We start from the raw sequence: 12,763 nt of genomic DNA, 5'->3' as shown, positions 1-12,763 counted from the left end.
CCATGCGCCCCCTTTTCTTCTGCCTGATTCTCTCGATGCTCGTTCTCCCTGCGTGCGACCGGGGCGAGGAGGCCCTCGTCGAAACGGCCCGTGCCATCCACGAGCGCGTGCTCACCATCGACACGCACGCCGACATTCCCTTCAACTTCGCCACCGAGGAGGTGGACCCCCTCGACGCCGACCGCCAGGTCAACCTGCAGAAGATGCAGGAAGGCGGGCTGGATGCGGCCTTCTTCATCGTCTACGTCGGGCAGACCGAGCGCACGCCGGAGAACTACGAGAAGGCGAAGGCCGACGCCCTGGTCAAGTTCGACGCCATCCATCGCATGACCGAGGAGCTGTACCCGGACCTGATCGAGCTGGCCTACACGGCGGACGACGTCGAGCGCATCCACCGTGCGGGCAAGCTGGTGGCCGCCATCGGCATCGAGAACGGCTACGTCATCGGAAAGGACCTCGCGCTCCTGAAACAATACCATGACCTCGGTGCCCGGTACATGACGCTGGCGCACAACGGCCACAACGACATCGCGGACTCGGCGCAGCCGCAGCCGGAGCTGGGCGACGTCGAGGCCGAGCACGACGGCCTCAGTCCCTTCGGCGAGGAAGTCGTCCGGGAGATGAATCGCCTCGGCATCATGGTGGACGTCTCGCACATCTCGAAGGCCGCCATGCTCGATGCGGTGCGGGTCTCGAGGGCGCCCGTCATCGCCTCCCATTCGAGCGTGCGGGCGCTGGCCGACCACCCGCGCAACATGGACGACGAACAACTCCGGGCCCTGAAGGAGAACGGCGGCGTCATCCAGATCGTGGCGCTCGAGGCCTTCGTGAAGGCCGACCCGCCCGAAAAAGAGGCGGCCGTGGCGGCGTTGCGGGAGGAGATGGGCATCACCGGCTATGCGGCCTGGCAGGCCCTTTCGGACTCGGCCCGCGCCGTCTACCGCGCCCGTATGGACGAGATCGACGCCCGCTGGCCCGGCCCCGACGTCCGCGACTTCGTCGACCACATCGACTATGCCGTGGAGCTGATCGGCATCGACCACGTCGGCATCGCGTCCGACTTCGACGGCGGAGGCGGCCTCGAGGGCTGGCAGGACGCCTCGGAGACGTTCAACGTGACGCTGGAGCTCGTCCGCCGGGGCTACACCGAGGCGCAGATTGCGCAGCTATGGGGCGGCAACCTGCTGCGCGTCTGGCGCGAGGTCGAGCGCGTCGCCCGTGAGATGCAGGCCGAGGTGGCTTCCCGCTGACGGGCCTGGCGCGGGACGGGACGCCATGCTGGAGTTGACCGGGGCGTCCGTCATGCGAGCATCACACGACCTGGCGGAGCAGCCGTTCCATCGTCCGGCGGTAGCGTGCGGCGATGGCTTCCTCGTCGGGATGATGCCCGGCCTGCACGAGATGACGCCCGCCGACGATGACGTCGTGGACGAGGGCCGGGCCGCCGGAGAAGAGGTACGTGTCCAGGATGGCGTCATCGCTTTTTCCGAAGAGGAGCGGGTCTTCGGCGTTGAGTACGACGAGGTCGGCCCGGTAGCCGGGAGCGATGCGGCCGATGGGCCGTCCGAGGGCACGGGCGCCGCCGTCGAGGGCCGCCGTATAGAGCCCGCGCCCGATCGAGGGGTGATCCGCATGCCGCAACACGTTCCGGCGCTGGCGGGAGAGACGCTGCCCGTATTCGAGCATGCGCAGTTCGTCGGCGGGGGAGACGAGGGTGTGGCTGTCCGAGCCGATGCCGAAGCGTCCCTGTTGCCGGAGGTAATCCACCACGGGAAAGAGCCCGTCGCCGAGGTCGGCCTCGGTGGTGGGGCAGAGGCCGGCGACCGCGCCGGAGGCCGCCAGCGCGGCGGTTTCCTCCGGCATCATGTGGGTGGCGTGCACGAGGCACCACCGTTCGGAGACGGGCATGTGGTCCAGCAGCCAGGCCACCGGGCGCTGCCCGCTCCAGACCAGGCAGTCCATCACCTCCCGCATCTGTTCGGCCACGTGGATGTGGACCGGCGCCGAGGGGTCGAGGCGGTCGAGCAGGGCGAGGGCCTCGTGCAGCATGGCCTCGGTGACGGCACGGAGCGAGTGGGGAGCCAGGCCGAGGCGCAGCTGCGGGTCCTGCGCGCAGTCGGCCGCCACCGCCTCCAGGATGCGCCCCAGCCCGTCGACGTCGTTGAGGAAGCGGCGTTGCTCATCGGAGGGTGGCTGTGCGCCGAAGCCGCCGTAGGCGTAGAGCACCGGCAGGTGCGTCAGGCCGATGCCGACCCGCCGGGCCGCCACCAGGATGCGCCGCGAGAGCTCGGCCCGGTCTGCGTAGGGGGTGCCGTCGGGCTGGTGGTGCAGGTAGTGGAACTCGCCCACGGCCGTGTAGCCGCTCTTGAGCATCGTCACGTAGAGCTGTTCGGCGGTCGCCTCGACGGCCTCCGGCGTCATCCGCCCGGCGAAGGCATACATCATCTGCCGCCACGACCAGAAGTCGTCGTCCCCGGGACCGGCTACCTGGGTCAGCCCGGCCAGGGCCCGCTGGAAGGCGTGGGAATGTACGTTCGGCATGCCGGGCAGGACCGGCCCGGCCGCCGAGACCGCCGGCCAGCTCATCACCTCCGTCCGTACCGACCGGATCCATCCGGCCTCGTCGAACTTGATCACCACGTCGCGGGCCCAGCCGTCCGGCAACAGCGCCGTCGGGCAATGGAGTTCTTTCAACCGCATTTGTATCGTGAATAAGTCCCGGCGCCGGTGTAGATTGCGTGCCCCCGGCATAGGCACGCCGGGAACATACGAAACGACGACACAAGCCGGAGGAATCATGCGAAAAATTTCGTGCCTGCTGGTTCTGGCGGGGCTGATGTGGAGTAGCTGGATGGTGATGCCGGCCCGTGCGCAGGCCGGGCGGATTCCCGTGCCGGCCCGTCAGGGGATGGTGGTCAGCACGCACTACCTGGCGTCCGAGGTGGGTGTGGACGTGCTCCGGCGGGGCGGGAATGCCGTCGATGCGGCCGTGGCGACGGCCTTTGCCCTGGCCGTGGTGCACCCCGCCGCCGGCAACATCGGAGGGGGCGGTTTCCTGGTTTATCACGGCGCCGACGGCACGGTCACGGCGTTCAACTTTCGTGAGAAGGCCCCGCTGGCCGCCACCGAGACCATGTTCCTCGACGAGCACGGTGAGATCCGTGACAACGCCAATCACGAGGGGCCGCTCTCGGTCGGGGTGCCCGGTACGGTGGCGGGGCTATGGCTGGCGCACCGGCGTCTCGGCACGCTGCCCTGGGCCGATCTCGTCGAGCCGGCCGTCCGCCTGGCCCGGGAAGGCTTTCCCGTGTCGTGGGATCTGGCAGACGACCTGCGGGCCTTCCGCACCCTCACCGATCCGCTCTACGCGGCAACGCGCAACGCTTTCCTCAAAAACGGCACCGAGCCGTACGAGCCCGGCGAGATCCTGCGACAGCCCGACCTGGCCCGCACGCTCGCCCGCATCCGCGATCACGGGCACGACGGCTTCTACCGGGGCGAGACGGCACGGCTCCTGGCCGATTTCATGCGCCGGCATGGCGGGCTCATCACCGAGGAGGATCTGGCGCGTTACGAGGCGAAGGAGCAGCCGCCCGTCCATGGCACCTACCGCGGCTACGACGTCTACGCCATGTCCCCGCCCAGTTCCGGTGGCGTCGCCCTCGTCGAGATGCTCAACATCCTCGAGGGGTTCGACCTGAAGGCGATCGGGCACAACAGCGCCCTCTACCTGCATCTGCTCACCGAGGCCATGCGCCGTGCCTATGCCGACCGCGCCCTGTACCTGGGCGATCCGGACTTCAACCCGGACATGCCCGTCGACCGCCTCACCTCGAAGGACTATGCCCGCGCGCTGCGGCAGACGATCGACCTGTTCCGGGCTTCCGAGAGCGACTCGGCCCGGTTCAACGCGGCCTACCTGATCCCGGAGAGTGAAGAGACGACCCACTTCTCCGTGGTCGATGCCGCCGGCAACGCCGTCTCGCTGACCTACACGCTCGAGCACAGCTACGGCGCGCGCATCGTCGTCGAAGGGGCGGGCTTCCTGCTCAACAACGAGATGGGCGACTTCAACCCGATCCCGGGCCGGACCACCACCACCGGCCTGATCGGCACGCCGCCGAACCGGGTGGCGCCGGAGAAACGCATGCTTTCGAGCATGACCCCCACCATCGTGGCGAAGGACGGGCGGCCCGTGCTCGTCATCGGCAGCCCCGGCGGGCGCACCATCATCAACACCGTCTTGCAGGTGGTGCTCAACGTGCTCGATCATGGCATGAACATCGGAGAAGCCGTCGAGGCCCCGCGTATCCATCACCAGTGGCTGCCGGACGAGACGTCGTTCGAACGGTGGGGCCTCTCGCCGGATACCCGCCGTCTCTATGAGATGATGGGGCACCGCGTCCGCGTTCGTTACTACCAGGGCCGGGCGCACGGCATCTATGTCGATCCGGCCACGGGCATCCGCTACGGCGCCGCCGATACCCGGGCCCCGAGCGGCCGGGCCGTGGGGTACTGAGGCCGTCGTCCCGCGGCTAGGGCGCCCGCACGGTGACCGCCACGGTGAGGGTTCGGGGTGGGTGGATCAGGTGCTGGACTTCCAGCGTGTAGACGCCGGGCGCTGCGTGGATCCGCCCAGCGTCTTCCGTGATCACGGTGTCGCCGGGCGCGATGGCGCCCGTGGCGCTGTGGGCGGCGCATAGGATGAAGGGCTCCTCCATCTGCATCTCGGAGCGGATCGTCAGCCCGCAGACGCGCCAGGTGGCCGTGACCGGCTTCGTGCCCCGGTTGATCAGCAGCGACCGGAGCGCGAGCGTATCGCCGCTGGCCAGCTCGGTGGCGGAAAGGTAGAGTTGCTGCACCAGCCGGTCGTTCCACGCCCGCTCGATCCGGTAGGCGGCCGTCCCGGAATCGTATTGAGGGACCAGAAGCCCTTCGTCCGGGGACATCGAACAGGAGATCATCCCGAAGAGGAGTGCGCCCGCGGCGCAGGTCCGGGCAAGCGGTGAGCGGAGACGGGAAAGGCGGTCGTACATGTGTCGTTGCTCCGGGTTGATACCGGTTCTGTGAAAGGGCCGTAGCGCCGGCCTTGCCGGTGTGGAATGCCGGGGAATTCGTATGCGCTACCTCATCTAGACAACGCGGCCGCCCGGTTGATTCCCGGGCGGTGTGGCTCCGGGTTCGTTGCCAATCTGGGTGCGGATCCGTATGCTGAACTGTGTCCGGTTGTATCAGGTAGCAGAGCGTTCATGCCATGGCCCGCCATCTCGAACAGATCCTGGAGGAGCAGATTCGCCGCTGGGAACGGGAAAACCTTGCGTTTGCCCGCAAGAAGGTGCGTTATCCCGTCATCACGATCTCGCGGGAGTTCGGGGCGCGGGGGGCGGCGCTGGCCCGGCTGCTGGGGGACCGCACCGGCTTCACGGTCTGGGATCAGGAACTGGTGAAGGCCATCGCCGAGGAGGCGGGCGCCGACGCACGCCTGCTGGCCTCCCTCGACGAGCACCATCGCGAGGCCATCGAGGATGCCATCAACGCCACGCTGCTGGGGGGCTCCCACACCAACGTGCAGTACCTGCGAACCCTCATGCGGGTGGTCAAGACCATCGCCCACCACGGCCGCAGCATCATCGTCGGGCGCGGGGCCAATTACATCCTCCGCTCCCGCGACATGCTCAGCGTGCGGGTCGTCTGCCCGTTCGAACTCCGGGTGAAGCGCTACGCCGAAGCCCAGGGGCTCGACGAGCGCGAGGCCCGTCGCCGGGTCGAAGCGCGGGACGCCGAGCGGGCCGAGTTCGTCCGTCACAACTTCCGGCGTGACGTCAACAACGCCGCCGACTACGACCTCGTCCTCAACGCCGGCACGTTCGATCTGGAAAGCCTGGCGGGCCTCGTCGCGCACGCCTATGAGTTGAAAACCGGCCTGGCGCTGCCCGTTGTGACGGCCTAGAACGACCCGGGCTCCGCGCCAGGCCGTGCAACGGAAGCGGTGGGCTCCGGCAGGAAACACCATCCCGGTGCACTCGTTCCTCTTGCGAAGACCGCCCGCGGTGTTGCCGATGACCCCGTCGCTCGAAGAGAAGCTCGCCCATTTGCCGGCGGCTCCCGGTATCTACCAGCACAAGGATGCCGCCGGAACCGTTCTCTATGTGGGCAAGGCCAAGAACCTGCGCCAGCGCGTTCGCTCCTACTTCCAGGAAAGCCGCCCGAAGGACGGGCGCCTGCAGGCACTCGTGCGCAAAATCGCCGACGTGGAGGTGATCGTCACCGACACCGAAGCCGAGGCGCTGATCCTGGAGAACAACCTGATCAAACGCCTCAAGCCGCGTTACAACGTCAACCTCCGGGACGACAAGACCTATCCCTACATCTGCATCACGAACGAGCGCTTTCCGCGTGTCTTTCCCACCCGGCGCGTGAAACGGGACGGCTCGAAGTACTTCGGCCCGTATACCGACGTGAAAAGCATGCGCCTGGTGCTGGACACCATCCGCTCGCTGTTCCAGTTGCGCGACTGCAGCCTCCGCCTCGATCCCGAGCCCATCGCCGCCGGCAAGTACCAGGTGTGTTTGCAGTACCACATCAAGCGGTGCAAGGGGCCGTGCGTCGGCTATCAGACGGAGGAGGACTACAACGAGACGATCCGGCAGGTCGAGCAATTGCTCAACGGCAAGACGAAGGCACTCATCGAGCACCTCACCGCGCAGATGCAAGCAGCGGCCGCCGCACTGCGCTTTGAGGAGGCCGCTGCGCTGCGGGACCGCATCCGGGCGCTCGAACGGTACGCCGACCGGCAAAAGGTCGTCGGGCAGGACTTCGACGACCGGGACCTCTTTGCGCTGGCCATCGACCGGGCGGAGGATGTGGCCTGCGGGGCGATCTTCAAGGTGCGCGAGGGCAAGGTCATCGGGCGGCAGCACAAGTACCTGCGCCGCCTCGAAGGCCGCTCGGACGCCGAGTTGATGCAGGCGCTCGTCGAGCACTATTACGCCGAGGCCACCTTCTTCCCCGACGAGGTGTTGCTCGGGATGCCCGTGGCCGAGCCGGCGCCGCTGGAGGAACTGCTGCGGGTGCGCCGGGGCAAGAAGGTGCCGCTGCGCGTGCCCGAGCGCGGGGACAAGGCCGCGCTCCTCCGCATGGTGGAGGCCAACGCCCGGCTGCTCCTCGATGAGTGGCGCCTGCAAAAAAACCGGCAGGAAGAGGGGCGCATCCCCCACGCCGTCCGGGCCCTGCAACGGGACCTGCACCTGCCGCGCCTGCCCCGCCGGATCGAATGCTTCGACGTCTCCCATCTCGGCGGCACCGGCATCGTCGCCTCCTGCGTCGTCTTCGAGGACGGCCGGCCGAAGAAGAAGGACTACCGCACCTACAAGATCCGCTCCGTGGCGGGAGGCAAGTCGGACGACTTCGCCTCGATGCAGGAGGTGGTGGCGCGGCGCTACGAACGGGTGCGGCGGGAGGACGGCCCATGGCCCGACCTGGTCGTCGTCGACGGCGGCAAGGGACAGCTCTCGCATGCAGTCGAGGCGCTCGAAGCAGCCGGCGTGAAGGGACGCTTTCCCGTCGTCGGCCTCGCCAAACGGCTCGAAGAGGTCTTCTTCCCGGGCGACGCCGAGGCGGTGATCATTCCCCGTACGAGTTCATCCCTGCAACTGCTGCAGCGGGTGCGCAACGAAGCCCACCGCTTCGCCGTCACGTTCCAGCGCAGGCAGCGCCGGAAGCAGGTGCTGCATTCCGAGTTGATGGACGTCCCCGGCCTCGGAGAGAAGCGAGTGCGCCGGTTGCTGCAGGCCTTCGGTTCGGTCAGGCGGGTGAAGGCCGCTTCCGAGGCGGAACTGGCCGAGGTCGTCGGCCCGGCCGTGGCGGCCCGGATCCGGACCCACTTCGAGTTGCCCGCGCCGGCTCCCTCTTCCCGGAACGACGACGCGATTTCTTGAGCCCGCACCGGTCGCTACTGGCGTCTTTGTAATCATTTTGTTATCGTGAAAGCAGCGTTTCCGTTGCCTTCTCCGTGTCGCCCACGACCTGTCTTCGCGACATCGAAAAACGTGTGTTGATCGCCTTAAAGGAGGATTCGATTATGCAGAAAGGGCAGTATGGTCGTAAAGACCGGCTGATCAAGACCAAGCGCATCGATACCTATCGACCCCGCGAAAAATGGCCTGAGCCGACCCGGTGCACCGAATGCAATGCCGTCTATACGAAGGGGAGATGGACGTGGGAGCCGCCGCCGCCGGGTGCCAACGAGACCGTCTGCCCCGCCTGCCGCCGGATCGCCGATCACTACCCGGCAGGGTACATCGAGCTGCGGGGGGCTTTTTTCGAAACCCACCGGGAGGAGCTCCTCAACCTCGTGCGCAACGTCGAGCAGGCCGAGAAAGCCCTGCACCCGCTCGAGCGCCTGATCGAGATCCGGCAGGAGGACAGCCAGACCGTCGTGACCACGACCGGGGTGCACGTCGCCCGGCGCATCGGTGAGGCCCTGGCCCGCTCCTACGAAGGCGAATGGACGTACCAGTACGGCGACGGGGCCAAAACCATCCGGGCACGCTGGGAACGTTGAACCCGGCTTCCACCGGGTGCGCCTGAAAACAGCGGGGCCTGCCAGATCAGGGCAGGCCCCGCGTCTTTTGTTCCGTCAGGGCAGGGACGGGTCACCGGGCGGCACAGGTCACCCGGATGTGCATCGGCGTGTAGATGCCGAAGGTGATGGCACCCACGAGCTGGTTCACGAAGCTCAACTGTGTCTCGACGCGGGCCACACCGTTTTCACACTCGTTCTCGACATCAACGATGCTGGGGGGAACGAGCCCGTAGATCCATGCCGAGGCGAAGGGAATGTCGATGACCTCGGTCGAAGGCGTCAGGCCCGTCGTGACCCGGGCATGATAGCAACCCGTCAGCAACAGCAGGGCAAGGGCACAGACAATGTGACGAACATTCATGCGCAGTTCTCCGGCTACAAGTTGGAATATAGCGGAGGTCATGGCCATGGAGGGCATGGCTGCTCTTAGCGAACGGCCCACGTGTAGCCGCGGATCTGGACGCGTTGCGCGTCCCGGCAGCCCGGGCGCGCCAGCGGACAGGGGGCGCACCCGTGAAGGGTGCGGCTACATCACGCTGCACACCGACGCCTTCAATGGCTATGACCCGTTTATAACGCTGCAAACCGGCGAAGAATGTAAGCTTTTTCTAGCACTTCATCTACCTTCGGGTGATAAAAAATTTTTGAGGCCGGGCCGGAGCCCGGTGCCACGACGGGCCGTTCGCGCGGCCGGCCGTGATCTTCGCCGGAGGGGCCGGAGGGTCGCGGGAGGCGCCTGTTCGCAAGGCCCGTTTTTTGTATCATAGCGCGTCCGTTCTCGTCCCGTATCCATCGTTCATCCGAGGTCCTCGACATGCTGAACTACATCTGGGCCGGGCTGATCGTCTTCAGCCTGGTCTTTGCGATGGTGCACGACCTCCGCGATCTCTCCCGCGATACCTACCGGAACGACCGGCCGCTGCCCGTCACGCTGCATTTTCCCGAAGGCTATGATCCCGATGCCCGGCGGGTGCCCCTCACCGTGACGATCGATCCGGAGACGTTCGGTGCTTTTTACGGCACGGAGGCCCGTCCGGCGGCGTCCTACGAGGGGGTGCTCGTGCAGACGCGCGAGGGACGGCAGCTCCGCTTCGCGGAGGACGTGGCCGTGCCGGAGCCGCTCTCGACGATCCGTGCGATGACCTCGGCCCGGGACAACGACCTGCGCGGCCTCATCGGCCCGCTCACGCTCCGGGGCGACACGCTCGCCGCCACCACGGTCACGTTCCCGCCCGTGCGCTTCGTCAAGATGCACGCCATCGCCGAGGCCGCCATCGACTTCGCCGAGACGGCTGTGACGCTGGCGCTCGGGCTCATCGGCACGCTGGCCCTCTGGATGGGCCTGCTCCAGATCGCCGACAGGGCCGGGATGCTCTACAGCCTGGTACGCCTCACGCAGCCGGTCCTGCGCCCCCTCTTTCCCGGCATCCCGAAGGATCACCCGGCCCTTGCCATGATCGTGCTCAACCTGACGGCCAACATGCTGGGGCTGGGCAATGCGGCCACTCCGCTGGGCATCAAGGCGATGGAGGAACTGCAGAAGCTCAATCCGGAGCCGGACACGGCCACGAACGACATGGTGATGCTCCTGGCGATGAACACCGCCAGCGTGCAGATCGTGCCGCCGGTGCTGCTCGTGGCCATCATGGGCCTGCAGATCAACCAGCTCTTCTTCAGTATCCTCATCGTCACGCTCCTCTCCCTGATCGTGGCCATCGCGTCGGCGAAGGTACTCGGGCGGCTGAAAGCCTACCGCGACACCGACCCGCAGCGCGCCGCGGCCGGTACCGGCCGCGAGGACGCCGGCACCTGACGACTCCGCTCATCCCGTAACCCTGCTCCCGATATGGAAACCGTCCGTACCCTGCTCGACATCCTCTCCGTCTTCGTCCTCCCGACGATCATCGTCGGCTTCCCGCTCTACGGCCTGATCAAGAAGGTGCCCGTCTACGAGGAGTTCGTGGAGGGGGCAAAGGAGGGGTTCAACGTGGCCGTGATGATCATTCCGTACCTGGTGGCCATCCTGTTCGCCATCGGCATGTTCCGGGCCTCCGGGGCGCTCGACTTCCTGATCGACGGGCTGCGGCCCGTGCTCGGCTGGCTGGGTGTGCCGCCGGAGGTGCTGCCCATGATGATCATCCGCCCGCTCACCGGCAGCGGCTCGGCCGCCATCGTGCTGGACATGATCAACCAGTACGGGGAGGATTCGCTGCTGGTCAAGATGGCCGCCACCATGTTCGGCTCCACCGAGACGACGTTCTACGTCATCGCCGTCTACTTCGGCGCGGTGAACGTGAAGAAGACGCGGCATGCCGTCCCCGCCGGTCTCATCGCCGACGTCTTCGCCATGTTCCTGGCCATCTACGTGGTGCGGCTGCTCTTCGGCTGAGCCGGAGCAAAGAAAAAGGCCCCCCGCAAGGGGGGCCTCGTCCACATCGGATGACGTGCCGTCAGGTTGCGCAGGCCGGGAGCCGGCATCCGGAAAAGGGGATGCGGAGAGGGGCTTCGGGCTCCGTGCCGTGCCGGAGAGAGGGGGTGGCACGTGCGCGCTCAGAGCGAGAGCACGCTGTTCTGGCTGAAGTACTCGTTCGGTACGGCGCCGTCGGCCTCGTCGTCGTTGGCCCACTTCTCGCCGTCGATGAAGTAGCGGAACTGGTACGTCTGGCCTGCATCGAGCGAGACTTCCTTCTTCCACACGTTGCGGGTCTTGACGAAGGTCATCTCACCCTCTGCCGGGTTCCAGTCGTTGAAGTCGCCGACGACCGAGACCCGCTCGCTGGCCACCTCGCCCGGCAGCTCGAACGTGACGCGCACCTTTTTGCCTTTCGGGCTCACTTTCTTGTTTATCATAGCGACACCTTGCTGTGTGTTTGTTGGCAGGTTGAAGGTTGTCGAAATGCGCACGGCATTCGCGACGATATAAATTCCGCCACATATCCGAAAGATTCAATGGCGGGTTTCCGGCAAGCGCTTCCAAATTCTAAAGTTAACAGAAAGTAAACCGGTCCTCTACACCCTGTTCATCGAAGCGGGCCTGCAGGCCCAGGGTGAGGGCATGGAGTTGCAGGCGGATCTGGGTGGCCAGGTCGACCGGGGTGAGGGTGAAGGGGGCGAGCAGGTCGTCGTCGGGCTCGCCGGTCGTGAGGCGCCGGCGCCAGGCGGGGAGGCGTTCGCGGAAGGCCAGGTAGGCGGCGGGACGGCCCGGCTCGGGCGGAGCGGCCGGTGGGTCACGGAAGGCCACGACGAACAGTGGCAGCTCGGTGACCAGGCAGAGCGGGTCGCCGCCGAGGCGACGGGCAAACTCCATGGAGCTGTCGTGGAAAAGGGCGGCGGTGGCGTCGTCGCCCAGGGCGTGGAAGTAGTGGCGCATGGCCTCACCCTCGGGTGTCGTCGTGAAGCCGGGTTCGATGTAGAAGAAGCCCTTCTCGCCCTTGCGGTTGTGATCGTGCAGAAGGAGGCCGTGGGCGCGGGCGGCGGCGGCGAAGGCGTCACGCAGGGGTTGCGTGCGGAAGGTCCAGCGGCGCTCGATGAGCAGCAGGGCGCCCTCGGCGAAGCCCATGCCGTGCAGGCTCATGTGCAGGCCCACCGGCGCGTGGGCCTCCAGGAAGGCGGCCACCGCCCGGTTCTCGACGCGCAGGGCGGGGAAGCCGAACTCGAGGTCGCGGCCGGGCGGCTCGCGGAACGCGTGGCGCACGTAGGCGCGCACGTCCGGCCACCGTTCGATCCAGGGGCGGTTGCGGGCCTCGCCGTCCGGGTTGACGTGGGGCACGACGACGAAGCGGAAGCGCTCGAAGAGGGGGGCGAGGCGATCCCGCCGGCGCAGGGCTTCGAGGACGAAGGTGCGGAGCGTCTCCGGCCCGACCGGCTCGTCGGCGTGGGCGCCGGCGATGAGCGAGACGGTGTGCGGCCCGCGCCCGAGCACGACGCCGTAGAGCGGCCGGCCCTCCTCGCTCGTGCCCAGCTCGTGATACGCGGCGACGTCCGGGTGGGCTTCGCACGCCGCCCGGATGGAAGGGCGGACTTCCTCCTGGGTGCGAAATTCCGGGCGTACGCCTTCAAGTATCGTCTCCAGCATGTATCTTCCCCTGCATTGGACGTTGTGCTTCCGAGGGAACCGGTACAGTGAGACGCCGGTGCAGGGCCAACGTTCGATGGGTTCCCGTTTCACGTTCAACGCCG

At 67.1% G+C, this 12,763-nt stretch carries 12 protein-coding genes; 7 read left to right on the top strand and 5 right to left on the bottom strand.

Features of this window, described 5'->3' with window-relative positions; genetic code table 11:
* Nucleotides 1-2: 2 nt before the first annotated feature.
* Nucleotides 3-1,250: a dipeptidase gene (locus GQ464_RS05255; protein ID WP_166979823.1), complete on the top strand. Its 1,248-nt coding sequence runs from the start codon at nucleotides 3-5 to the stop codon at nucleotides 1,248-1,250.
* A 61-nt stretch (nucleotides 1,251-1,311) separates the two neighbouring features.
* Here GQ464_RS05255 and GQ464_RS05250 read toward each other — a convergent pair whose 3' ends face one another.
* Nucleotides 1,312-2,700, bottom strand: coding sequence for a formimidoylglutamate deiminase (locus tag GQ464_RS05250; RefSeq protein ID WP_166979821.1), 1,389 nt, complete (start codon nucleotides 2,698-2,700; stop codon nucleotides 1,312-1,314).
* A 97-nt stretch (nucleotides 2,701-2,797) separates the two neighbouring features.
* Here GQ464_RS05250 and ggt point away from each other — a divergent pair, with 97 nt between their 5' ends.
* Complete coding sequence (gene ggt, locus GQ464_RS05245; RefSeq protein ID WP_166979819.1) at nucleotides 2,798-4,519, top strand: gamma-glutamyltransferase; 1,722 nt, start codon at nucleotides 2,798-2,800, stop codon at nucleotides 4,517-4,519.
* Between the two features lie 16 nt (nucleotides 4,520-4,535).
* Here the strand turns inward: ggt and GQ464_RS05240 are convergent, their stop codons facing one another.
* Nucleotides 4,536-5,036 carry a hypothetical protein gene (locus GQ464_RS05240; protein WP_166979817.1) on the bottom strand — a complete coding sequence of 167 codons (501 nt, stop codon included), beginning with the start codon at nucleotides 5,034-5,036 and terminating at the stop codon, nucleotides 4,536-4,538.
* Between the two features lie 218 nt (nucleotides 5,037-5,254).
* On the opposite strand from GQ464_RS05240, the gene GQ464_RS05235 reads away from it, so the two are divergent.
* The 3 genes from GQ464_RS05235 to GQ464_RS05225 all read left to right on the top strand — a co-directional run bounded on the left by GQ464_RS05235 (nucleotide 5,255) and on the right by GQ464_RS05225 (nucleotide 8,563).
* Nucleotides 5,255-5,950, top strand: a complete 696-nt coding sequence (locus tag GQ464_RS05235) for a cytidylate kinase-like family protein (RefSeq protein WP_166979815.1) — start codon at nucleotides 5,255-5,257, stop codon at nucleotides 5,948-5,950.
* Between the two features lie 109 nt (nucleotides 5,951-6,059).
* Nucleotides 6,060-7,937 carry an excinuclease ABC subunit UvrC gene (gene uvrC / locus GQ464_RS05230; protein WP_166979840.1) on the top strand — a complete coding sequence of 626 codons (1,878 nt, stop codon included), beginning with the start codon at nucleotides 6,060-6,062 and terminating at the stop codon, nucleotides 7,935-7,937.
* A 143-nt stretch (nucleotides 7,938-8,080) separates the two neighbouring features.
* Nucleotides 8,081-8,563, top strand: a complete 483-nt coding sequence (locus GQ464_RS05225; protein ID WP_166979813.1) for a BCAM0308 family protein — start codon at nucleotides 8,081-8,083, stop codon at nucleotides 8,561-8,563.
* 91 nt (nucleotides 8,564-8,654) lie between these two features.
* Here the strand turns inward: GQ464_RS05225 and GQ464_RS05220 are convergent, their stop codons facing one another.
* Nucleotides 8,655-8,945 carry a Bor family protein gene (locus GQ464_RS05220; protein WP_166979811.1) on the bottom strand — a complete coding sequence of 97 codons (291 nt, stop codon included), beginning with the start codon at nucleotides 8,943-8,945 and terminating at the stop codon, nucleotides 8,655-8,657.
* Between the two features lie 453 nt (nucleotides 8,946-9,398).
* On the opposite strand from GQ464_RS05220, the gene GQ464_RS05215 reads away from it, so the two are divergent.
* Together GQ464_RS05215 and GQ464_RS05210 are read left to right on the top strand one after the other, a co-directional pair.
* Nucleotides 9,399-10,397 (top strand): nucleoside recognition domain-containing protein, encoded by a 999-nt coding sequence (locus GQ464_RS05215; RefSeq protein ID WP_166979809.1) that lies wholly within the window; start codon nucleotides 9,399-9,401, stop codon nucleotides 10,395-10,397.
* A gap of 33 nt (nucleotides 10,398-10,430) precedes the next feature.
* A complete protein-coding gene (locus tag GQ464_RS05210) occupies nucleotides 10,431-10,973 on the top strand; it encodes a spore maturation protein (RefSeq protein WP_166979807.1) in 543 nt (180 codons plus the stop codon).
* A gap of 161 nt (nucleotides 10,974-11,134) precedes the next feature.
* Here the strand turns inward: GQ464_RS05210 and GQ464_RS05205 are convergent, their stop codons facing one another.
* Nucleotides 11,135-11,434 (bottom strand): isoamylase early set domain-containing protein, encoded by a 300-nt coding sequence (locus tag GQ464_RS05205; RefSeq protein WP_166979805.1) that lies wholly within the window; start codon nucleotides 11,432-11,434, stop codon nucleotides 11,135-11,137.
* Nucleotides 11,435-11,570: 136 nt separating this feature from the next.
* On the bottom strand, nucleotides 11,571-12,659 hold the full coding sequence (locus tag GQ464_RS05200) for a M14 family zinc carboxypeptidase (RefSeq protein ID WP_166979803.1): 1,089 nt from the start codon (nucleotides 12,657-12,659) through the stop codon (nucleotides 11,571-11,573).
* Between the last annotated feature and the right edge of the window lie 104 nt (nucleotides 12,660-12,763).

The organism is Rhodocaloribacter litoris (genome assembly GCF_011682235.2).
Classification (GTDB): Bacteria; Bacteroidota; Rhodothermia; order Rhodothermales; family ISCAR-4553; genus Rhodocaloribacter; species Rhodocaloribacter litoris.
Note: the sequence above shows the minus strand (reverse complement) of the source record. Positions and strands in the feature narration are given on the sequence as shown.